We start from the raw sequence: 20,679 nt of genomic DNA on the forward strand, positions 1-20,679 counted from the left end.
AGGCCATGAATGTGACCGTTACTCTTATTTTCCCACCTCATCGGGCACGTTCAGGCCATGAATGTGACCGTTACTCTTATTTTTCCATGACATCGGGCACGTTCGTTCACCGAATGTGACCATGACTCTTATTTTTCCATGACATCGGGCACGTTCGTTCACTGAATGTGACCGTGTCTCTGAATTTCTGGGATTATTAATTTTCAGCAAAACAATTCAGTAAATCGCAGCCTATATTATGAGGCTTGAACAAATATTCATAAAAAAACTGCCAGATCCTTAGACCTGACAGTTCACAAGCATTTTATTTAGATAGGTTATAGAATGAATTTTTTCCTAAGTATTGAGCAGTTTCACCTAATTGATCTTCGATACGAAGCAATTGATTGTATTTTGCAACACGGTCTGTACGAGATTGTGATTTTTATTAGAACATAAATAAATCAACGTTATTTATCTTATTTCTTCCTATTTATATGTGATTGTATTAAAAAGTTCATATAGTACACTATCCTATAACTAAAGTAATGTATGACATATTTTAATACTAGCATAAAAAATGTTTATAAAGGAAGCGGAACATATTACGAATTAAGAATTTCTCCTTTAAACTTCAACACCACAGAAAATGCCGTTAATAAAAAGTATTTTCTGTGGTTTTACATGTAGTTTTTTTACTCCATAGATATTAGCTAAGTAAGATTTATTTAACGGTTATTTTTCTCGTAACCACTGCCTTATTTCCTGATTTATCTGTAACAGTATACGTTAATTTATATGTTCCTTTTTTCTTTGTATTTACTGTTCCTGTTACTTTTATTTTACTTGTTAAATTGCCATCTACGTTATCTATTGCTTTTACACCTGTTTTTGGATTAAATACAGATTTAAGTTTTATTGTCTTATTGGTTGCCCCTGATATTACTGGTTTAACCTTATCTATTACAGTTATTTTTCTTATCACAGTTGTTATATTCCCTGAACTATCTTTAACTTTGTACGTAAGAGTATAAACGCCCTTTTTCCTTGTATCTACCGTTCCTGTGATTTTAATTGCACTTGTCAAATTACCATCCACATTATCTTTTGCTGTTACACCTGCTTTGGGATTAAATGTTGTATTAATATTAATTGTCTTATTGGTTGCCCCTGATATTACTGGTTTAACCTTATCTATTACGGTTATTTTTCTTATCACAGTTGTTATATTCCCTGAACTATCTTTTACATTATAAGTCAATGTATATATACCTGGTTTTTTATTATCAATTTTTCCAGTTACAATAATTTTCGATGTAATATTACCATCTAAATTGTCAATAGCAGTTACTCCTTTTAATGCATCAAATACTTCTCCAACATTAATAGTTTTATTTACTGCGCCATTAATTATTGGTTTTTTGGTATCTTTTACGGTTACTACCGTCGCTTCACTCTCATTTCCTGCATCATCTGTTGCTGTTACAGTTAATATTGTTCCTGCATTTTGTAAACCAATAGGAACTGAGAAAGTCCCATTTTCTTTAGCTACTGCTGTACCTACTATACTAGCTCTTGCATATACTGTAATCGTTGAACCTGCTTCAGCCAGTCCTTTTAAAGTAGTATCATTATCATTAAAACTATTCACTATTGGCGCAGGGGGTGGGGTTATATCTATAATATCCCATGCCAAGCCATAAATGTCATTTGTAACATAAGGACCTACGTTTAAAGCATGTATGTAATAAACTCCAGCTGGAAGAATGTATCCTTTTGAAATCAGGTGGTCATTTTGCACTATTTTATCCGAATAAATCAGATTATCATTTGGATCTACAAGGATAAATGAAATATCAGATAATGAGTAAATATCCATGACACCCGAAACAACTATGTAACTAGGTTGTGAAATAGTTATTTTATAAGTATCAACGTCATATCTTCCAAATGTACCTACAACCATGTCCCCTCTAGGCAGTATGTTTGCATTGTAAATGTAATCATTTGGCTCCGTCTCATAGAATGTATTTCCAGTTAACGCTTGGGTTTTGTAACCACTTTTAGATTGAACTTGTGATTTTAGGATTTTATCAATCTTAAAATTTTCAAATTTACTAATTTTCCCCGTTTGAACACTTTGGAGCTTATCTTTTTCTATTTGCCCTTTTATTGAGCCATAAGGTGTTTCGGCTTTAGCTGTTTGACCACAGAATATTAAAACCATAATTGATAAAGCTATTAAACTACCAATCTTTTTAATATTAATCATTTACACTCCTCCAATTAGGTTATAGTACCCTAATAATAACACATTTAACCAAATCACAGTTGCATTTCAATGGATATATTTTCGATTATTTTGAATTTATTTGAGATGGTTAATATTGCGAATTTTATTGAATTTATTCCAGGATAAAAATCGATTATTTTTACATAAAAAGCCCATTATATTCTGAAGCACATGTGTAATTTCTTCCAACAAATCTGTCATTAACATACAAAAAAACCTCCTATAAATGTGGAATTATCACACATAAATAGGAGGTTTTAAATAATAACCTTGTATGACTAAATTCATGTTTTTGTATCACACAATTGAAGCCACACCAATTTGCCTTATACTACTTCATTCAACGGATTAATCATTCTAATAATTATTTGCTTAAGTTATAGAATGACTTAATCCCGTTGTATTGAGAAGTTTCCCCTAATTGATCTTCGATACGAAGCAATTGATTGTATTTTGCAACACGGTCTGTACGGGATGGTGCACCTGTTTTGATTTGACCAGCATTAGTAGCAACAGCAATGTCAGCGATTGTTGTATCTTCTGTTTCACCAGAACGGTGAGATACAACAGCTGTGTAACCAGCACGTTTTGCCATTTCAATCGCATCAAAAGTTTCAGTTAATGTACCGATTTGGTTAACTTTAATAAGAATCGAGTTACCAACACCGTTTTTAATACCCTCAGATAATTTTTTCGTATTAGTAACGAATAAATCGTCACCTACTAACTGTACTTTTTTGCCAAGGCGTTCTGTAAGTAACTTGTGGCCTTCCCAGTCATTTTCATCTAAACCGTCTTCGATGGAGATGATAGGATATTTAGAAGCAAGCTCTTCATACCAATCAACCATTTCAGCAGATGTTTTCACAACACCTTCACCAGCTAAATGGTATTTTCCGTCTTCTTTATTGTAAAACTCAGAAGATGCCGCGTCCATTGCAAGCATAATGTCTTCACCAGGTTTGTAGCCAGCTTTTTCGATTGCTTCAATGATTGTTTGAAGCGCTTCTTCATTTGATCCTAGGTTAGGTGCAAAGCCACCTTCATCACCAACAGCTGTGTTTAAGCCTTTTGCTTTAAGAACGGATTTTAAGTTATGGAATATTTCTGCACCCATACGAAGCGCTTCTTTAAAAGTAGGAGCACCTACAGGCATGATCATAAATTCTTGTATATCCACGTTGTTGTCAGCATGTTCGCCACCGTTTACGATGTTCATCATAGGTGTTGGCAATTGTTTTGCGTTGAAGCCGCCAAGATATTGATATAATTCAATTCCAAGGAAGTCTGCAGCTGCACGTGCAACAGCCATGGAAACGCCAAGTATTGCATTTGCACCTAATTTCCCTTTGTTTTCAGTACCATCTAATTCGATAAGTACTTTATCAATTAATACTTGTTCTACTACGTCATATCCGATAATTGCTTCAGCAATCACTTCATTCACATGTGATACAGCTTTTTCTACACCCTTGCCTAAGTAGCGATCTTTGTCACCATCGCGAAGCTCAACTGCTTCGTATTCACCTGTTGATGCACCGCTTGGCACTAACGCACGGCCAAATGCTCCTGATTGTGTATAAACCTCAACTTCAACAGTTGGATTTCCGCGTGAATCTAATACTTCACGTGCATATACTTCTGTAATAAGTGGCATTATTTTCAATCTCCTTTTTATAAAAAATTATTGTTTAATTAAACTATTTCCTGTCATTTCTTTCGGTTTTTGGATATTTAATAAATCCAGCATTGTTGGTGCTAAATCTCCTAGAATCCCACCTTCACGCAAGTCAATTCCGTGTTTTGTGACAATGACAGGTACTGGATTTGTTGTGTGGGCGGTCATTGGCTGTCCCTCTAAAGTAATCACTTCATCAGCATTCCCATGGTCTGCAGTAATGATGGCAGTTCCACCCTTTTCAACAATCAAATCAACGATTTTTCCTAGACATTCATCTACAGCTTCAATTGCTTTTACTGTTGGTTCCAACATTCCTGAATGGCCAACCATATCCGGATTAGCGAAATTCAATATGATTGCGTCTTGCTTGTCGTTTTGAATTTGCTCTAGTAGTGCCTCTGTTACCTCATATGCACTCATTTCCGGCTTTAAATCATACGTAGCAACCTTTGGTGAATTAATAAGTATTCTTGTTTCACCAGGAAACTCCGCTTCACGACCGCCGCTCATAAAGAAGGTAACATGCGGATATTTCTCTGTTTCTGCAATACGCAGTTGTTTTAAACCATTCTGTGATAAAACTTCACCGAGTGTATTATCCAAATTGACTGGTTTAAACGCAACATATCCATCCACTGATTCAGAGAATAGAGTCATACATACAAAATATAAGTTTTTAGGATGTTTTGGTCCGCGATCAAACGAACGGAAATCCTCATTCGTAAAGGTGTTTGAGATTTGAATTGCACGGTCAGGACGGAAATTATAGAAAATAACTGAATCATTATCCTGAATCGTAGCTACAGGTTCTCCATTTTCCTTTGTAATAACGGAAGGAATAATGAATTCATCGAAGATACCATGCTCATAAGAATCCTCTACTAGCTGCAATGGATCTGTGTAAGTAGGACCTTCACCATATGCCATTGCACGATATGATTTTTCCACACGTTCCCAACGCTTATCGCGATCCATCGAATAATAGCGTCCAGAAATAGTAGCAAACTCACCAACGCCAATTTCTTTGAACTTTTCTTCAGTTTCTTTAATATATTTAGCAGCTGTTTTCGGACCAACATCACGACCGTCTAAGAAAGCATGAACATAAACTTTATCAAGACCTTCATCAGCAGCTAATTTCAATAAAGAAAACATATGATTAATATGGCTATGAACACCGCCGTCAGATAGAAGACCAAATAGGTGAAGTGCAGTTCCGTTCTTTTTCGCATGCACTACCGCATCTACAAGTGTTGAGTTCTTCTCAAACTCACCTTCACGGATAGCAACATTCACTCTTGTTAAACTTTGATAGACAATGCGTCCAGCACCTATATTAAGATGCCCAACTTCTGAGTTCCCCATTTGCCCTTCAGGTAACCCAACAGCCTCTCCACTCGCTGTAAGCGTATTATGTGGATACTCATTCCAAAAGCGGTCAAAATTCGGCTTTTTAGCGTGAGTTACCGCATTGCCCTTTGTTTCATTACGGAGGCCAAACCCATCTAAAATGATGAGTGCGACTGGTGCTTTACTCATGGCTTACCGCCTCCAAAAGCTGTAAAAATGATTGTGGTTCAAGGCTTGCACCACCAACTAATGCTCCATCTATATCCGGTTGTGACATATATTCTTTAATATTGGCAGGCTTTACACTGCCGCCATATTGAATGCGAATTGCATTTGCTGTATCTTGCGAAAAGTTTTCTGCAACAACGCTGCGGATATGGGAACAAACTTCATTTGCATCTTCAGCAGTTGAAGATTTTCCGGTACCGATTGCCCAAATTGGTTCATAAGCAATTACCGTTTGCTTTACTTGTTCTTCCGTTAACCCAGTTAACGCTTTTTTCACTTGAGAACCAACTAGTTCTTTAGTTTCATTGTTTTCTCTTTGTGCTAGTGTTTCCCCTACACAAACGATTGGTGTTAAATGATATTTAAAAGCAGATAATACTTTCTTATTGACTGCTTCGTCTGTTTCATTAAACATCTCGCGGCGCTCAGAATGGCCTAGAATTACATAATCAACCCCTAAATCTTCTAATGCTTTCGGGCTAATCTCACCTGTATAGGCGCCACTTTCCTCAAAATGCATATTTTGGGCACCAATTTTCACATCATAATCCTTTGTTGCTTCCACTAAACGTTCGAGAAACAAAGCTGGTGAACAAATAACTGAATCGACTACATCATTGCTTGGCACGAGACCTTTTACCTCTTGGGCAAAAGAAGCTGCTTCTGGCAATGTTTTAAACATTTTCCAATTTCCTGCGATAATCGGTTTGCGCATTTTTCATTCTTCCTTTCTCGTACGAAATTACTTATCATTCAAGGCAGCAACACCAGGTAGGGTTTTTCCTTCCATGAATTCAAGTGATGCTCCACCACCTGTAGAAATATGGTCCATTTTATCAGCTAAGTGGAATTTTTCAACTGCTGCAGCTGAATCTCCACCGCCGATCACTGAATATGTATGTTCAGCATCCGCTAATGCTTGGGCCACACCTTTTGTACCACCCGCAAAAGAATCCAATTCAAATACTCCCATCGGTCCATTCCAGATGACAAGTTTGGACTTTTGAATAACATCTTTATATAATTCTACCGTTTTTGGACCAATGTCTAAAGCTTCCCAATCAGATGGAATTTCTTCAATAGAAACCACCTTTTTATTAGCAGCATCGGAGAAATCATCTGCTACAATTACATCAACAGGCATATAGAAATTCACATTTTTTTCTTTCGCTTTCTCCATGAACGATTTTGCTAAATCAATTTTATCTTCTTCCAGCAAGGATTTTCCTACTTCAAACCCATTTGCCTTTACAAACGTATAAGCTAAACCGCCGCCAATGATTAAATTGTCAACTTTCTCAAGTAGGTTATCAATGACACCGATTTTGTCTTTTACTTTTGCGCCACCAATGATGGCTGTAAAAGGTCTTTCCGGATTTGATAATGCCTTGCCAAGTACATCTAATTCTTTTTCTATTAGAAAACCACATACAGCCGGCAAATATTGTGCGATTCCTTCTGTAGAAGCGTGTGCACGGTGAGCAGCACCAAATGCGTCATTTACATAAACATCAGCAAGATCAGCAAAAGCACGTGCTAATTCAGGGTCATTTTTTTCTTCGCCTGGATAGAAACGTACATTTTCTAGTAATAAAATATCGCCTTCAGCAAGTTTATCTACATCACTTTTAGCAATTTCACCATGAGCTTCATTCGATTTACGAATATCTTTTTTCAGAAGCTCGCTCAATCGCTTAGCTACAGGAGTCAGTCGTAGTTCCTCTACTACTTTTCCTTTTGGACGACCTAAATGACTAGCCAAAATTACTTTAGCCCCTTGATCGATTAAATATTGAATCGTTGGCAAGGCTGCGCGAATCCGTGTATCATCTGTAACATTTCCATTTTCAAGCGGAACATTGAAATCAACTCGACAAAACACACGTTTTCCTGATAAATCGATGTCTTTAATTGTCTTCTTATTCATTGATAGCGCCTCCTTTAGCTCCACCCAGCATTATAAAAAAGGGAGTGGGGAATGTTCCCCGCTCCCCTGATGCTCCCTTTTTATTATAGATGTCGGGACCATAAATATCCATTGGATTTTTATAAAGTATAACACATATAACAAATTAACGTGTCATATTTATAGATATTATAATCCTTTTTGAGCAATATAATCAGCTAAGTCTACAACTCGATTAGAATAACCTGTTTCGTTATCATACCAAGATAGAACTTTTACCATATTATTGTCTAGCACCATTGTCGATAATCCATCTACAGTAGAAGAAACAGTAGAACCATTATAATCTGTAGAAACTAATGGAAGATCATTGTATGCTAATATTCCCTTCAAGTCACCTTCTGCAGCTTCTCTTAATGCTGTATTTACTTCTTCTGCTGTAACAGTTTTGTCAAGCTCCGCAACTAAATCTACAACAGAAACATTTGATGTCGGAACACGCATTGCCATCCCATTTAATTTACCTTTTAATTCAGGTAATACTAGGGCAACCGCTTTTGCAGCACCAGTAGTTGTAGGAATAATATTTTCTGCAGCTGCACGTGCACGACGATAATCTTTATGTGGTAAATCAAGAATTTGTTGATCATTTGTGTATGAGTGAACAGTTGTCATCATACCGCGTTTGATTCCGAATTTTTCATTTAATACTTTTGCAAATGGAGCAAGACAGTTTGTAGTACAAGATGCATTAGAGATTACATTATGATTTTGCGCATCATATTTATCTTCGTTCACACCCATAACAATTGTAATGTCTTCATCTGATGCTGGAGCAGAGATAATTACTTTTTTAGCTCCTGCTTCTAAATGTTTTGCTGCATCTGAACGTTTTGTGAAACGACCAGTTGATTCTACAACGATATCTACACCAAGATCTCCCCAGCCAAGCTGTGCTGGATCACGTTCAGCAAGAACCTTTACTTTATGGCCACCAACTACTAAGCTATCTCCATCCACAGTTACTTTTTCTGCAAGTGTTCCGTGAACAGTGTCATATTGTAAAAGATGTGCAAGCATATCTGCATCTGTTAAATCATTCACTGCTACGATTTCTACATTAGGATTTTTTAATGCTGCACGAAAAACGTTACGTCCGATACGACCAAACCCATTAATACCAACTTTTACTGCCATTTATATTTCCTCCTTTGGATAATAAACCTTGTAGTATATTTCAAAAGGGTAGTCCCTTTTAAAAGAAAATAATTAAGTGTGAAGCTTTGATTAGTTTCCGCTACATTTGGGATAAGCGTAATATTTCATTAGCCGCACCCTCATCCGTTATTAAAACAGTTGATTTAGTAGTAGCTTTCATAAATGCTTTAATGGCCTTCGCTTTTGATGTTCCACCGGCGACAGCAAACACGTTCCTAACATTTGGTAAATCCTTTAATTGAAGACCGATTGTAGGTACTTTATGAACGATTTCTCCATCTTCATTAAAATAATAACCAAATGCTTCTCCAACAGCATGGCCATCCGTTATTTTTCTCATATCCTCTTCTATTGTATTGCGCCGTTTCGCCATAGTATTGGCTTCCCCAATACCGTGTAATACCATGTTGGCATTTTTTATAAGACTAAGAACCTCTTTGATTACTGGTTCCTTCACAATAGACTCATAAACTACTTTGCTAACTTGATCTGGCACATAGAGGACACGATGCTGGGAACCGGTATTTTCTGCCATTTTGGCACAAATCGTATTAGCTTGATTTTTAACATCCTCGCCAATACCGCCCCTTGCTGGTACGAATACGATGTCTTTCTCTGCAAAGTCCGATGTCAACATATCAGCAACAGTCGCCATTGTTGTCCCACCTGTTACAGCTATGATATTCTTCCCATCAAGATGTACTTTCATTCTAAGTGCACATGCCCTGCCGAGTTCACCTTTTACCCATGGGGTTTCGTCACTGTTTCCAGCTATGATGACAACTTCCTGAAGGTTCAATATCTTTTTTAATTGTTCTTCCATTTCATTAATACCCGTTATTTCTCTCATCATACCTTCCAAATCCTGTAATAATCTTATCCCTTCCTTTGTTACACTCATGCCAGAGGATTGAATGGTAATCAGCTTTTGATCTTTTAAGAATTCAACTTCACTGCGAAGGACACGCTCAGAGTGGCCTAACTCCCCCGCTAAAGATCTCCTGCCGACAGGTTCCATAAAATGAATAGACCTTAGGATTTGATATCGGTTTTGCATAATAGAAAGTAAATCGGGCAATAATTTTTTTTGAACCTCAATCAATGAGTACATCATAAATTTCCCCTTTTTTATGTTTGGGTCAAAAAAAGTCCCACATAGACATATTATGTCCCATCCACTCGAAAAAAAATACCCTTGCTACACTTATTATTTTAGCAAGGGTATTTTCATAATTCAACTATATTGCATTAACTTTTTTAAAAGTAAAATAAATTATTGATGGCTCTACTTACAAAATAGACGAGTAACATAGTAAAGTAGCGCTATATTTTGAACTGTCATCCATTACTTATAAAAATCTACTTTAATCGATTACTTATCGTAAAATGATCAATTTGTCCGTATTGAACGATTTCTCCTTCGATTTCAATGACAGGTATCATCAATCCAAATTCTTGCGTTAATTCGTCACTTTTTTCAATATCTTTTTCAACAATTTTAAATGAATAATCATCCTGCAAATCCAGCAAAACCTGCTTTGCATCTTTACATAGATGGCACTCACGTCTTGTATATAATACAACTTGCTGCACCAAATTATCTCCTTTCCATACGTAAGGCTATTTTCGAATAAACGCCTAGCCACGATTAATATGACGTTGTGGCATCTTTTCGGAAATTCTATATAACTTTACTTGTTTTGGGTTCAGTATTACAAGTAGCAGAGTTTATGAAAGGTTGTTTTCGCAAAGATTGTTGCTTTTCGTATAAGTATATAATCCTTGAAATGGATAGGATTCGCGCTCTTTTCTACATTCCGTTTTTCATTTGATAGTAGAAAATTACCGTAAAAATCCTACTGCCGATTTTTACTCATATTTAATAGCAACAGGTTAAAATCGGCTTTTGGATTTTATACAAAGTATAAGAAAAGAGCCTTAATTAAAACGCCTTCGTTTTGAAGAAGGTAATATCTTCAATTGGTCACGATATTTTGCAACTGTTCTTCTTGAAACCATTATTCCTTCATTTTCTAAGATCTCGACGATCGCCTGATCGGAGAGAGGTTTTATCTTGTCTTCATTTTGTATTAAATGAACTATTCTATCTTTGACATGAACAGCTGACGTATTCGAATCATCCGTACTGGTTAGTGCACTTGAGAAAAAATACTTGAGCTCAAATGTTCCAAAAGGAGTCTGGATATATTTTTCACGAACCGCTCTTGAAACCGTTGATTCATGTGTCCCTATTTCTTCTGCGACTTCCTTCATTGTTAGCGGCTTCAAGTATCCCTTTCCATTTACAAAGAAATCCTTTTGCTTTTGCATTATAGCAAAGCCTACTTTCAAAAGTGTTTCTTTGCGCTGCTCCAAGCCTTTCATAAGCCATTGAAAGTCGTAGTTTTTATCCTTTAAAAACTGTTTAACTTGCCCATCTTTATAAGCTGACATCATAGTATAATATTCCTTTTGAAATTGCACATTTGGTAAATGCTTTTCAAAAAGATGAATATCAAGTGTATGTTGTTCGCCAGTAACAATCAAATCCGGAAGAACATATTGAGGGTGTTCTATTATAAAACGAGACCCAGGCCGTGGATCGAATGTTTGAATAAAATCCGCCGCCTCTTGAATACTTTGGAGTCCGATATCGAGCTTTTTCGCAATTATTTTCCACTTCTTTTCTGCAAATTCGATAAAGTGGTTTTGAAGAATCTCACTTACTATATTTGGACAGCTTTCCTTTTTTTGTGCTTGGATCAATAAACACTCTTGTAAGTTCCTAGCACCGATACCAGCCGGTTCAAGTGATTGAAGAAATTGAATCCCCTTAGTTAATGTGTCATCATCAACTCCGAGCATTTCCATTAATTCTTTTTTCTCCATGGATAAATAGCCATTTGAATCAAGATTATGAATGAGAAAATGAATTATTCTTTTTTCATCCTTTGTTAGCGCTTTCAAATGCGCTTGAAAAAGTAAATATTCTTGTAACGATCTATGCTTTTGAGCAATTTGCTGTATCCAGTCTTTATCGTCCCTTTCAATATGCCTGAATTTACTTTTCTTTGTATAGTCAAAATGAGGGTCCATTAATTTAATATTGGAATGTTCTAAATGAATGAGGGGATTCTCCAAAGCCTTTGTTTCTAAAAAAGAGGACAATTCCTGTGCAGAATATTGTAAAAGTTGAATTGCTTGTTTTAATTCTTGTGTCATGGTCAATTTTAAAGATTGTTGCTGCCATAACCCTACTTGTAAATCCATTAAATACATCCCCTTTCTAGGTTTATTTTACACTAGAATAGTTTTTTCGTATATTGATTTTTCTTATTTAAGGACTAATGCAGGAAGAAACAAATATTTTTTTTCCAAAAAGTAGATTGGCAGATTGGTTGTTTTATAGGTACAATATACTAATATATTTGATTTATTTTCATACTTCGTAAGGAGAATCTGTATGGACACAATTACAAAAGATTTCGTGCCAAGCTCTCGCCATCTTCGAAATCCAAAGAATGGAAAGAAAAGACGTTTTTTGCGAGTTTTTTTAATTAGCTGTTTAACACTTCTTTTATTAGGAGTTGGATTTTTATATGGTACAAATAAGGGGTTTCAATTTAGAAAAATGCTAGTTGGAACGGTATTGTCTTCACAGCATGCTCAATATGTCAAATACTTAGGGTTTTTACTCCCTAAATCAGAGATTGATAAATTAATGAATGCATTTCATCACCCGCCAACGGTACAAACAACCGTGGCTACTATTGATCATTCGGACAAAAATGATGATAAAAAGCTGGACATTCATGTGGATACAATCGAAACGGCAAACTACACAGCAAAAGTTCTGATCATTTCCGATCCAACGACCGTTCATCTTGTTCAATCAAGATTTAGTGATAAGGGGCAGGCACTATCTGATTTAATTAAAGAAAATCAAGGTATTGCCGGCATAAATGGTGGAGGATTTGTGGATAAAGGTGGAACAGGTTCTGGTGGCAAAGCGACCGGAATTGTCATAAGTCGAGGAAATGTTCTCACTGTTCCAGGAGATAATCGAAATTTACCACTTCTCGTTGGAGGCTTTCTAAAAGATGGTCAATTTATTACAGGAAAATATTCCGTTAATCAATTGTTAAACCTAGGTATATCTGATGCAGTTAGTTTTGGCCCACAATTAATCGTGGATGGAGTTACACGCGTAACACCTGAAATTGATGGAGCATGGGGTTGGGCGCCACGAACTGCTATTGGTCAAGAAAAAGACGGGAAAGTAGTGATGATTATCACCGATGGTCGCTTCTATTGGAATAAGACACATCGAGGTGCATCTATGTCAGATATGGCTCATATGTTTGAAAAATATGGAGTAACCAATGCCATTGCGATGGATGGCGGCGGTTCTACAACAATGATATATAATGGGGAATTGCTTTTAAAACCTGCAACTGATACGGCTGTTGGCATGCGCTACTTACCAAATGGGTGGGTCGTAATTCCGAATTAAAGTATATAAAAACACACCTTTCAAAAATAGTAACGGGTTCGGTTTTTGAGTACAAAAACATAATTCGCACACAAATTAGCAGTCCAATTCGCAACTAAAATGGACTGCATCTTTTTGTTGATATATCAAGGTTTCACATAAATATAAAGGTGTTTTAGCACTTGAATTCCTACCCCTTTTAGCAGGATGAATTCAACAAACGGTGCATGTTAGGTGAAGAAGAACCATAGATTAAAAAGAAAGCGCAATCGATTCAATCATATTTCTAGGACGATTAATGCTAAGGAGGAATAACATTAATGAGAAAGGATTTCAAAAAGCTTAATACGATTGCTCTAATAGTAATTTGGGCTTTGTATTGTATCTCGTTAATGCTACCCGCTTTCACAACAGCTAGCGGGGATAAATTTGGCGGACTTAATATATTGTTAATAGGTTGGTTAGGCGTATTTGCGGGGATGATGTCTGCTGCTAGTTGGATTGCAAACCTGTTTTTCATTTACATTTCGGTTCAAACGTTTAGAGGAAAAAAAACTGGCATTAGTCATTTATTTATGTTATTACTGGCTATAAAAGCATTTTTCCCAATGGTAATGATGCTAGATGAGGCAGGACATACATCCATTGTTACGGAACATAACCTTGGCTTTTATTTTTGGGTCTCGGCAATAGTGTTATTATCTACTTTGGTATTTATTAATCGGATTTTGTGTAGAAATAGAAATAATTGAATATAATTTTATTCTGGTAGATTTTTAGGTACTCAGAAATTTATAGATATAGATCAATAATCTGCTTATGTACAACAATTCACTAATATAAAAAAAGCTCAGTGCATAATGTTCTGAGCTTTTTTCACGCTAATTTTACTGCTAATGTACCTGCTAATCCTAGTGCGTATTTCTGTGCGAAAAGCACTGCTAATTCGATTTTTGTTCTTCAAAACCGAACGTGCTATCCGTTGGACCACCATTGGTTCAAAAAGCCGTTAGGCGTCGTTATATTTGAGTTTTTCTCAATGCATGTTAACCCTTACAACAAAGATACCGAATCCAGAAGTTAATTAAATCTTGTATATTTTCGACTTTTCAAAGATATTTTAGTTGATGCTACAATTCCAGTTTATCGTTCACATCAATACTTGAACTTTGGCTCAGTCTGAATATAATAAGCATTTCTTACCTCTGCACTCCAATTTGCAAAAGCTTCTCTCCATTCAACAGTGCTAAAGAATTCATCAACAGTTTGAGTTTCAGAATCCCAAACTATAAATGTGTTGAGTGGGGCAATTCCTCCTGCCCAAATTCCATTATTTTCATCAGTACTATCTTCCCTTACTAATAATAAGGGTAGACCAAATTGAAAAGCCATTGAAGGTTCTACTTGTGAATAAACTGACCCTTCCCAGAACGGAATGGTTGATGGGGGCTTACCGACATTAGTGTCAACTACCTCAACGAAATAACGACGAAAGTTCATTGCCAACATTCCATAGCTAGATGAAATCAACCGACGAATATCAGTTAAAATAGGTTCGGGATAACTTTCGCTTAAAGGTAATGTACGTGGAAACAGCAAAGTATTCTCAATCTCTAATATAAGACGGTTTAAAAACTTTTTTTGTTTATTATTTAAATGCGTTGTCGTGCTTAAAAATATGGGAATACGATAGGCATGCTCAAAGCTAGAAATACGATAGACATGCTCAATACTATTTGGATCTTTATTTTTATCCTTATCTATACTATGCACTGTTCTTTTCCCCTTTTTTAATTAATACAGTCTCTGAACCTATTCTTAACACTTCAGTTGATACGGTTTTTGGCATTCTTCTAGTGTCCCAATAATATCTAATGCAATAGGTGTGCAAGTTGCGTGGGTAAGTATAAAACATTGAAGAAAATAGGTATCGGAAACAGTCACGTCCTTATGTTTTTATTGAACAAAAGGGGGGCTAATCTTGAAGTTGATTTAAGCAATGATCGTTAATAATCAGGCGCGTATACGGAAGAGTCGAATCTCTATGGACAAGTTTCGGGACATATAATTGGAAAAGTTGAAGTTTTGAATAGAGTAAAAGAACTTCTCCCCCTTCTCAATACATAACTAGCGATACTCTGCATGTGAAGATCTATAAAGCTTTTTGCAGACTGTACCTTTTATTGATTCAATTTTTCAAGTGCTATAATACTTGTTGCGCTATTTCTTTTCGACATAATAAATTCCCTCTATTACGTGTTTTTCATTGCGTGGTAACTGCAATAAAAAAGCACTCAACAAAAAAGTTCCCATGCCTGTATATAAACTCATACAAACATAGGAACTCATTGACTTTTTTTAGCGCCCTCGGAGGGAATCGAACCCCCATTTCAAGAACCGGAATCTTACGTGCTATCCGTTGCACCACGAGGGCATAATGGAACTGTACGGTTTTTAATTATAGTCTAGAAAACGTTTTATTGCAAGCTTTTTTGAGGTTTAAAATAATGACTTTTGGTCAATTATGAATAAAGGATATTTTTTTGAGAAATATAAGGCTTTCGTTTGACCTTTATTGACCATTAGTGTATGATGGAAAGTACATAAGGATTTATTTTCCTTAAAAACCATTCGGGTTTGTATTGTCCTGAATTAATAAAAAGTGTTAGGAGGAGAAAGTATGAACTTAATCCCTACAGTTATTGAACAAACCAATCGTGGTGAACGTGCCTATGATATTTATTCTCGCCTATTAAAAGATCGCATCATTATGCTTGGCAGTGCCATTGATGATCAAGTGGCGAACTCCATTGTTGCCCAGTTATTGTTTTTAGATGCTGAAAATCCGGAGAAAGATATATCCATTTATATCAATAGTCCAGGGGGAAGTATAACTGCAGGTATGGCTATTTATGATACAATGCAGTACATTAAATCGGATGTACAAACTATTTGTATTGGTATGGCTGCATCGATGGGTGCATTCCTACTAGCTGCAGGAGCAAAAGGAAAACGTATTGCATTACCGAACAGTGAGGTTATGATTCATCAACCACTTGGCGGTGCTCAAGGGCAAGCAACGGAAATCGAAATTGCCGCAAAACGTATTCTGTTTTTACGTGAAAAACTAAATACCATTCTTTCCGAACGTACTGGACAGCCGCTTGACGTTATCAGCCGAGATACGGATCGTGATAACTTTATGACCGCTGAAAAGGCCATGGAATATGGATTAGTTGATAAAATTATAACTCGTAATGAGTTAGATACAAAAAAATAATATAAGCACTAAAAGCTAAATAAATTTCTTTTTAGTGAAAATTAAATGAAACTAATTAAGAGCAGCAAAAAAGCCTTTCTATTTGAAAGGCTTTTTTTATGTTCAAAGATTGTAAACTTAAAAAGAATTGACGGACCTATGGAGCCCTCAGTCCTTTTATGAAGGACTCTTTGGGCTTTCCTTCAACCGTTTTTGTCCTTCATCGCCTTTATGAAGGACACTTTGCACTTTCTCTCAACGGATTTTGTCCTTCATCACCTTTATGAAGGACACTTTGCACTTTCTCTCAACCGTTTTTGTCCTTCATCACCTTTATGAAGGACACTTTAGTCTTTCCTTCAACGGTTTTTGTCCTTCAGTCCATTTAAATAGAAACGTTTAATTTTCGTCTTCTATAAATTTCGTTAATCCTTCTATTGCTTCTTTTTCGTCATGTCCAGTTGCACTTAATGTTACGACTGCACCTGCTCCGGCGGCAAGGCTCATTAATCCCATAATACTTTTTGCATTGACTTTCTTTCCGTCCTTTTCTAAAAATACTTCAGACGAAAAGCGATTTGCTTCTTGTACGAATAATGCAGCAGGTCGTGCTTGAAGTCCTGATTTTCGTTTTACTTCTACTTGTCTCTCTTCCATCTCAAACTCCCCTATTCTCTTATTTATTAGCAGCGGAGAAATCTCCTGCACGGAGCTTTTCCGCAATTTCATCAATTTTTCTTAGCCGGTGGTTGATGCCGGATTTGCTAATGGTACCTCCTGATACCATTTCGCCAAGTTCTTTCAATGTTACATCCTGGTAGGAGACTCGAAGCTCTGCAATTTCCCTTAATTTTTCGGGCAATACTTGTAATCCTACTGATGATTCGATGTAGCGAATATTTTCAACTTGCCTTATGGATGCTCCAATTGTTTTATTCAAGTTAGCCGTTTCGCAATTGACCAGCCTGTTCACTGAGTTGCGCATATCTCGAACGATGCGAACGTCTTCGAAACGTAACAACGCATTGTGTGCGCCAACTACATTCAGAAATTCTGTAATTTTTTCTGCTTCTTTTAAGTACGTAATAAAGCCTTTTTTTCTTTCAAGTGTCTTACTATTTAACCCAAACGAATTCATTAATTCACAAAGTGATTCATTATGCTCTTTATATAGAGAAAAGATTTCTAAATGATAAGAAGATGTTTCAGGATTATTAACAGATCCCCCTGCAAGAAATGCTCCTCTTAAATAGGAGCGTCTGCAGCATTTTTTCTTAATTAAATTTGGAGATATGTGGTGTTCAAAAGTAAAGCCTTCACCCAATATCTGCAAATCTTCTAGAATATCTTTAGCCATGCTTTTCAAACGGACAATGTAAACATTATTCTTTTTTAAGCGCATTTTTTTTCGTACAAGTAATTCTACTGGGGTATCATATATTTTTTTGATTAAAATATATATGCGGCGTGCGATAGCAGCATTTTCTGTTTGTACATTCACTACTAACAGTTTATTTGAAAAGGATAGCGCCCCATTCATTCTAATGAGTGCTGAAAGCTCAGCTTTTACACAACAATCCTTTACTTGTAAATTAGTTAATTCTTTTTTCGTTTCTGAAGCAAATGACAACCCCATAACCTCCATTGAAGTGAAAGAGAGAGAAATTTAATTCCTACTTCACTTAAAATCCATTTTAACCATTTGGCAACATATTATATAAAATTCGTGCTACTTTATCTGTATCGTGGCGAATTAATCCACCTTCATACGTTAGAATTTGATCGTATATAACATTTAAGCCTAAATCAATTAATTTGTCGACGTCATAGACAACTGGTTTTGCCAATTCCTCTTTATAACGTTCTTGTATATTCTGTGGAATTTCCTCATTATTTACTAGAATAGTGTCAATAAATTTACATCCCATATGCTGATAAATGGCATCTACATGGTTACTGGCCGTGTAGTCAAGAGTTTCTCCGGCCTGTGTCATTAGATTACATATATATACTTTCTTTGCTTTAGACTTACAAACTTCCTCCCCTAGCTGAGGAACAATTAGATTTGGCAATACACTTGTATATAGGCTACCTGGGCCGATGATAATTAAATCTGCTTGACGTATTTCCTTTATTGTTTCTGAAAGCGGATAAATAACTTCTGGGGTCAAAAATACGCGCTTTATCTTTTTTCCGGAAAAAGGTATTTTTGACTCGCCAGAAACAACAGTACCATCTGTCATTTCTGCATGAAGGACAACACTTTGATTTGCTGCAGGTAAAACTTTTCCATTCACATTCAATACTTTGCTCATTTCTTGTACAGCATGGACAAAATTGCCTGTAATAGATGTTAAAGCTGCAATAATTAAGTTGCCTAACGAATGACCCGACAATTCATTATCGGTCTTAAAACGGTGTTGAAACATTTGCTCCACTAATGGCTCTACATCGGACAAAGCCGCCAGTACATTTCTAATATCTCCAGGTGATGGCATATCCATTTCTTCTCGTAATCTTCCGGAGCTGCCACCATCATCTGCTACCGTTACAATAGCAGTAATATCTACCGGATATTTTTTCAGTCCCCTTAATAATACAGGTAATCCGGTCCCTCCACCTATTATAACTATTTTAGAATTTTTTTCCGTTGTCATGCTGATTTTTCCCTTCTCTATGTTTAATATCCCTATGGGAAATGCACGTATGATAGTCCTCTTCAAAATAATGACCAATATACTCCGTTAATGCCACAGAACGATGTTGTCCACCTGTACAACCAATTGCAATAATTAATTGACTTTTCCCCTCACGCTTATAGTGTGGGAGCATAAATGAAAGCAAGTCGGTTATTTTTTCGAGAAACTTATGGGTCTCATTCCATTTCAATACATAGTCATATACTTCCTGATCTAATCCTGTCTTCGGACGCATATGTTGTACATAATATGGATTTGGCAAAAAGCGAACATCAAAAACCAAGTCTGCATCAATTGGAATTCCGTGTTTAAATCCAAATGACATGACATTAACATTAAAGGTTGCTTGCTTATTAAGAGAGAACTCTGTTAATATCTTTTCCCTTAATTCTCTTGGCGACATATTCGATGTATTATATATAATTTGGGCACGTCCCTTTAACTCTTCTAATAACATCCTTTCTTGAGCTATTCCCTCTAATGGCAGCCCTGTCGGTGATAAAGGATGGAGTCTCCGTGTCTCTTTATATCTTCTTACCAATACAGAGTCATCTGCATTAAGAAATAGAATTTGTGGAGAGACCCATGAAATTTCTGCTAATTCATCTAACGCTTTGAATAAAGAATCAAAAAATTCCCTTCCGCGAAGGTCCATTCCAAGCGCAACTTTATTCATTTTATTATTTGAATCCTTCATAAGCTCCAAAAATTTTGGCAGTAATGTTGGAGGAAGATTATCAACACAATAGAAACCTAAATCCTCAAAGCTTTGGATTGCTACTGTTTTTCCTGCACCAGACATACCTGTAATGATAACTAGTTGAACGTTATTTGCACCTGTGCTCATGATCATTTCCTCCCGTATATAATGACCCTTCTGAAGATATGATGGATAGTCTTTTACTAACAAATTAAAAGGCAGTTAGCGATGTAGAATTTTCTATTCGAACATCCATTAATAACTAACCTCTTATTAATTCTTCTTATTCATTTTAGCTTGGATCTATTCGATATGAAATCAGTTCAAAGTCAGATGTATATGTAAATTGACCATAAATAATTCCTTTTCCATGAGCGAGATAATCGAGAATGTGATAATCCCCTTCTGCCATAGGTAAGGTCTTTATGCTGTCTATTGGATGCCAGGCTAAGTTCCCTTCCTCTGATTTCAATAGTTGTACACCATCATAGTCGTTCGCTACAAAGGAAAACATCATCCACTCTGAAACTACATTTTCTTTTTCAACAATAATAAAGGTGAAAACTCCCTTTAATGTTGGCTGTTTTATATAAATTCCTGTTTCTTCTCTAAATTCACGTATGACGGATTCGCGTATGGATTCACCCTGCTCCATTTTGCCACCAGGTGCCACCCACCAATTGCGCCTAGGCTTTTGCAACAGCAAAACCTCGCCGTCCTTCACTAAAACACAATTCGTAACACGCTGCATAACCCTCACCTCATTTATTAGGCTGTTTTCGTGCTGATTGTTGTTTTTCGGCATTTGTTATAAATAAATACTTATCAGACTTAGTTTCGAGGCATTTTTTCTTATAAGTTATACCAATTCAAG

The 20,679-nt window shown here is 36.2% G+C and carries 18 protein-coding genes, 1 tRNA gene and 1 pseudogene; 3 read left to right on the forward strand and 17 right to left on the reverse strand.

The features are described 5' to 3' along the window. Nucleotides 1-304: 304 nt before the first annotated feature. The 10 genes and pseudogenes from AC3WJF_RS01960 to rpoN form a co-directional block, all read right to left on the reverse strand. Nucleotides 305-415 (reverse strand): annotated as a pseudogene (locus AC3WJF_RS01960) (hypothetical protein); the annotation flags it as partial. 288 nt (nucleotides 416-703) lie between these two features. Beyond that, a complete protein-coding gene (locus AC3WJF_RS01965; RefSeq protein WP_492449414.1) occupies nucleotides 704-2,251 on the reverse strand; it encodes an immunoglobulin-like domain-containing protein in 1,548 nt (515 codons plus the stop codon). Between the two features lie 385 nt (nucleotides 2,252-2,636). Continuing rightward, on the reverse strand, nucleotides 2,637-3,929 hold the full coding sequence (gene eno, locus AC3WJF_RS01970; RefSeq protein WP_492449415.1) for a phosphopyruvate hydratase: 1,293 nt from the start codon (nucleotides 3,927-3,929) through the stop codon (nucleotides 2,637-2,639). Between the two features lie 27 nt (nucleotides 3,930-3,956). Further along, nucleotides 3,957-5,492, reverse strand: coding sequence for a 2,3-bisphosphoglycerate-independent phosphoglycerate mutase (gene gpmI, locus AC3WJF_RS01975; RefSeq protein ID WP_492449416.1), 1,536 nt, complete (start codon nucleotides 5,490-5,492; stop codon nucleotides 3,957-3,959). After that, nucleotides 5,485-6,246 (reverse strand): triose-phosphate isomerase, encoded by a 762-nt coding sequence (tpiA, locus tag AC3WJF_RS01980; RefSeq protein ID WP_492449417.1) that lies wholly within the window; start codon nucleotides 6,244-6,246, stop codon nucleotides 5,485-5,487. The genes gpmI and tpiA overlap by 8 nt, the downstream gene beginning before the upstream one ends. A 27-nt stretch (nucleotides 6,247-6,273) precedes the next feature. Next, nucleotides 6,274-7,458 (reverse strand): phosphoglycerate kinase, encoded by a 1,185-nt coding sequence (locus AC3WJF_RS01985; RefSeq protein ID WP_492449418.1) that lies wholly within the window; start codon nucleotides 7,456-7,458, stop codon nucleotides 6,274-6,276. Between the two features lie 168 nt (nucleotides 7,459-7,626). Further along, entirely contained in the window at nucleotides 7,627-8,634 is a 1,008-nt protein-coding gene (gap, locus tag AC3WJF_RS01990; protein WP_492449419.1) for a type I glyceraldehyde-3-phosphate dehydrogenase, read from the reverse strand. Between the two features lie 100 nt (nucleotides 8,635-8,734). After that, on the reverse strand, nucleotides 8,735-9,766 hold the full coding sequence (locus AC3WJF_RS01995) for a sugar-binding transcriptional regulator (RefSeq protein WP_492449497.1): 1,032 nt from the start codon (nucleotides 9,764-9,766) through the stop codon (nucleotides 8,735-8,737). Between the two features lie 248 nt (nucleotides 9,767-10,014). Continuing rightward, nucleotides 10,015-10,248 carry a glutaredoxin family protein gene (locus AC3WJF_RS02000; RefSeq protein ID WP_492449420.1) on the reverse strand — a complete coding sequence of 78 codons (234 nt, stop codon included), beginning with the start codon at nucleotides 10,246-10,248 and terminating at the stop codon, nucleotides 10,015-10,017. A gap of 345 nt (nucleotides 10,249-10,593) precedes the next feature. Next, nucleotides 10,594-11,925 carry an RNA polymerase factor sigma-54 gene (rpoN, locus tag AC3WJF_RS02005; protein WP_492449421.1) on the reverse strand — a complete coding sequence of 444 codons (1,332 nt, stop codon included), beginning with the start codon at nucleotides 11,923-11,925 and terminating at the stop codon, nucleotides 10,594-10,596. Nucleotides 11,926-12,118: 193 nt separating this feature from the next. On the opposite strand from rpoN, the gene AC3WJF_RS02010 reads away from it, so the two are divergent. Both AC3WJF_RS02010 and AC3WJF_RS02015 read left to right on the forward strand, forming a co-directional pair. Continuing rightward, entirely contained in the window at nucleotides 12,119-13,168 is a 1,050-nt protein-coding gene (locus AC3WJF_RS02010; RefSeq protein WP_492449422.1) for a phosphodiester glycosidase family protein, read from the forward strand. A gap of 299 nt (nucleotides 13,169-13,467) precedes the next feature. Continuing rightward, nucleotides 13,468-13,899, forward strand: a complete 432-nt coding sequence (locus tag AC3WJF_RS02015) for a hypothetical protein (RefSeq protein WP_492449423.1) — start codon at nucleotides 13,468-13,470, stop codon at nucleotides 13,897-13,899. A gap of 403 nt (nucleotides 13,900-14,302) precedes the next feature. On the opposite strand, the gene AC3WJF_RS02020 is transcribed toward AC3WJF_RS02015, so the two are convergent. Further along, nucleotides 14,303-14,920 carry a hypothetical protein gene (locus AC3WJF_RS02020; RefSeq protein WP_492449424.1) on the reverse strand — a complete coding sequence of 206 codons (618 nt, stop codon included), beginning with the start codon at nucleotides 14,918-14,920 and terminating at the stop codon, nucleotides 14,303-14,305. A gap of 589 nt (nucleotides 14,921-15,509) precedes the next feature. Continuing rightward, nucleotides 15,510-15,581: transfer RNA gene (locus AC3WJF_RS02025), tRNA-Arg, on the reverse strand. Between the two features lie 246 nt (nucleotides 15,582-15,827). On the opposite strand from AC3WJF_RS02025, the gene clpP reads away from it, so the two are divergent. Then, the gene (gene clpP, locus AC3WJF_RS02030) at nucleotides 15,828-16,427 is read left to right on the forward strand and encodes an ATP-dependent Clp endopeptidase proteolytic subunit ClpP (RefSeq protein ID WP_492449425.1); all 600 of its coding nucleotides are present in this window, start codon (nucleotides 15,828-15,830) and stop codon (nucleotides 16,425-16,427) included. 378 nt (nucleotides 16,428-16,805) lie between these two features. On the opposite strand, the gene AC3WJF_RS02035 is transcribed toward clpP, so the two are convergent. The 5 genes from AC3WJF_RS02035 to AC3WJF_RS02055 all read right to left on the reverse strand — a co-directional run bounded on the left by AC3WJF_RS02035 (nucleotide 16,806) and on the right by AC3WJF_RS02055 (nucleotide 20,556). Continuing rightward, nucleotides 16,806-17,063 carry an HPr family phosphocarrier protein gene (locus tag AC3WJF_RS02035; protein WP_492449426.1) on the reverse strand — a complete coding sequence of 86 codons (258 nt, stop codon included), beginning with the start codon at nucleotides 17,061-17,063 and terminating at the stop codon, nucleotides 16,806-16,808. Between the two features lie 19 nt (nucleotides 17,064-17,082). Beyond that, entirely contained in the window at nucleotides 17,083-18,036 is a 954-nt protein-coding gene (gene whiA / locus AC3WJF_RS02040; protein ID WP_492449427.1) for a DNA-binding protein WhiA, read from the reverse strand. Between the two features lie 64 nt (nucleotides 18,037-18,100). Next, entirely contained in the window at nucleotides 18,101-19,063 is a 963-nt protein-coding gene (locus tag AC3WJF_RS02045) for a gluconeogenesis factor YvcK family protein (RefSeq protein ID WP_492449428.1), read from the reverse strand. Further along, nucleotides 19,041-19,952, reverse strand: coding sequence for an RNase adapter RapZ (gene rapZ / locus AC3WJF_RS02050; protein ID WP_492449429.1), 912 nt, complete (start codon nucleotides 19,950-19,952; stop codon nucleotides 19,041-19,043). Before rapZ ends, AC3WJF_RS02045 begins: the two co-directional genes overlap by 23 nt. Nucleotides 19,953-20,097: 145 nt before the next feature. Continuing rightward, on the reverse strand, nucleotides 20,098-20,556 hold the full coding sequence (locus tag AC3WJF_RS02055) for an NUDIX hydrolase (RefSeq protein WP_492449430.1): 459 nt from the start codon (nucleotides 20,554-20,556) through the stop codon (nucleotides 20,098-20,100). Nucleotides 20,557-20,679 lie beyond the last annotated feature (123 nt).

The sequence above is a fragment of the Heyndrickxia sp. FW510-T9 genome (genome assembly GCF_058781025.1).

What these genes read in the sequence shown, in the direction of transcription:
- AC3WJF_RS01965 (WP_492449414.1), bottom strand. Translation starts at nt 2,251, where the DNA reads ATGATTAATATTAAAAAGATTGGTAGTTTAATAGCTTTATCAATTATG.
- eno (WP_492449415.1), bottom strand. Translation starts at nt 3,929, where the DNA reads ATGCCACTTATTACAGAAGTATATGCACGTGAAGTATTAGATTCACGC.
- gpmI (WP_492449416.1), bottom strand. Translation starts at nt 5,492, where the DNA reads ATGAGTAAAGCACCAGTCGCACTCATCATTTTAGATGGGTTTGGCCTC.
- tpiA (WP_492449417.1), bottom strand. Translation starts at nt 6,246, where the DNA reads ATGCGCAAACCGATTATCGCAGGAAATTGGAAAATGTTTAAAACATTG.
- AC3WJF_RS01985 (WP_492449418.1), bottom strand. Translation starts at nt 7,458, where the DNA reads ATGAATAAGAAGACAATTAAAGACATCGATTTATCAGGAAAACGTGTG.
- gap (WP_492449419.1), bottom strand. Translation starts at nt 8,634, where the DNA reads ATGGCAGTAAAAGTTGGTATTAATGGGTTTGGTCGTATCGGACGTAAC.
- AC3WJF_RS01995 (WP_492449497.1), bottom strand. Translation starts at nt 9,766, where the DNA reads ATGTACTCATTGATTGAGGTTCAAAAAAAATTATTGCCCGATTTACTT.
- rpoN (WP_492449421.1), bottom strand. Translation starts at nt 11,925, where the DNA reads ATGGATTTACAAGTAGGGTTATGGCAGCAACAATCTTTAAAATTGACC.
- AC3WJF_RS02010 (WP_492449422.1), top strand. Translation starts at nt 12,119, where the DNA reads ATGGACACAATTACAAAAGATTTCGTGCCAAGCTCTCGCCATCTTCGA.
- AC3WJF_RS02015 (WP_492449423.1), top strand. Translation starts at nt 13,468, where the DNA reads ATGAGAAAGGATTTCAAAAAGCTTAATACGATTGCTCTAATAGTAATT.
- clpP (WP_492449425.1), top strand. Translation starts at nt 15,828, where the DNA reads ATGAACTTAATCCCTACAGTTATTGAACAAACCAATCGTGGTGAACGT.
- AC3WJF_RS02035 (WP_492449426.1), bottom strand. Translation starts at nt 17,063, where the DNA reads ATGGAAGAGAGACAAGTAGAAGTAAAACGAAAATCAGGACTTCAAGCA.
- AC3WJF_RS02045 (WP_492449428.1), bottom strand. Translation starts at nt 19,063, where the DNA reads ATGACAACGGAAAAAAATTCTAAAATAGTTATAATAGGTGGAGGGACC.
- rapZ (WP_492449429.1), bottom strand. Translation starts at nt 19,952, where the DNA reads ATGAGCACAGGTGCAAATAACGTTCAACTAGTTATCATTACAGGTATG.
- AC3WJF_RS02055 (WP_492449430.1), bottom strand. Translation starts at nt 20,556, where the DNA reads ATGCAGCGTGTTACGAATTGTGTTTTAGTGAAGGACGGCGAGGTTTTG.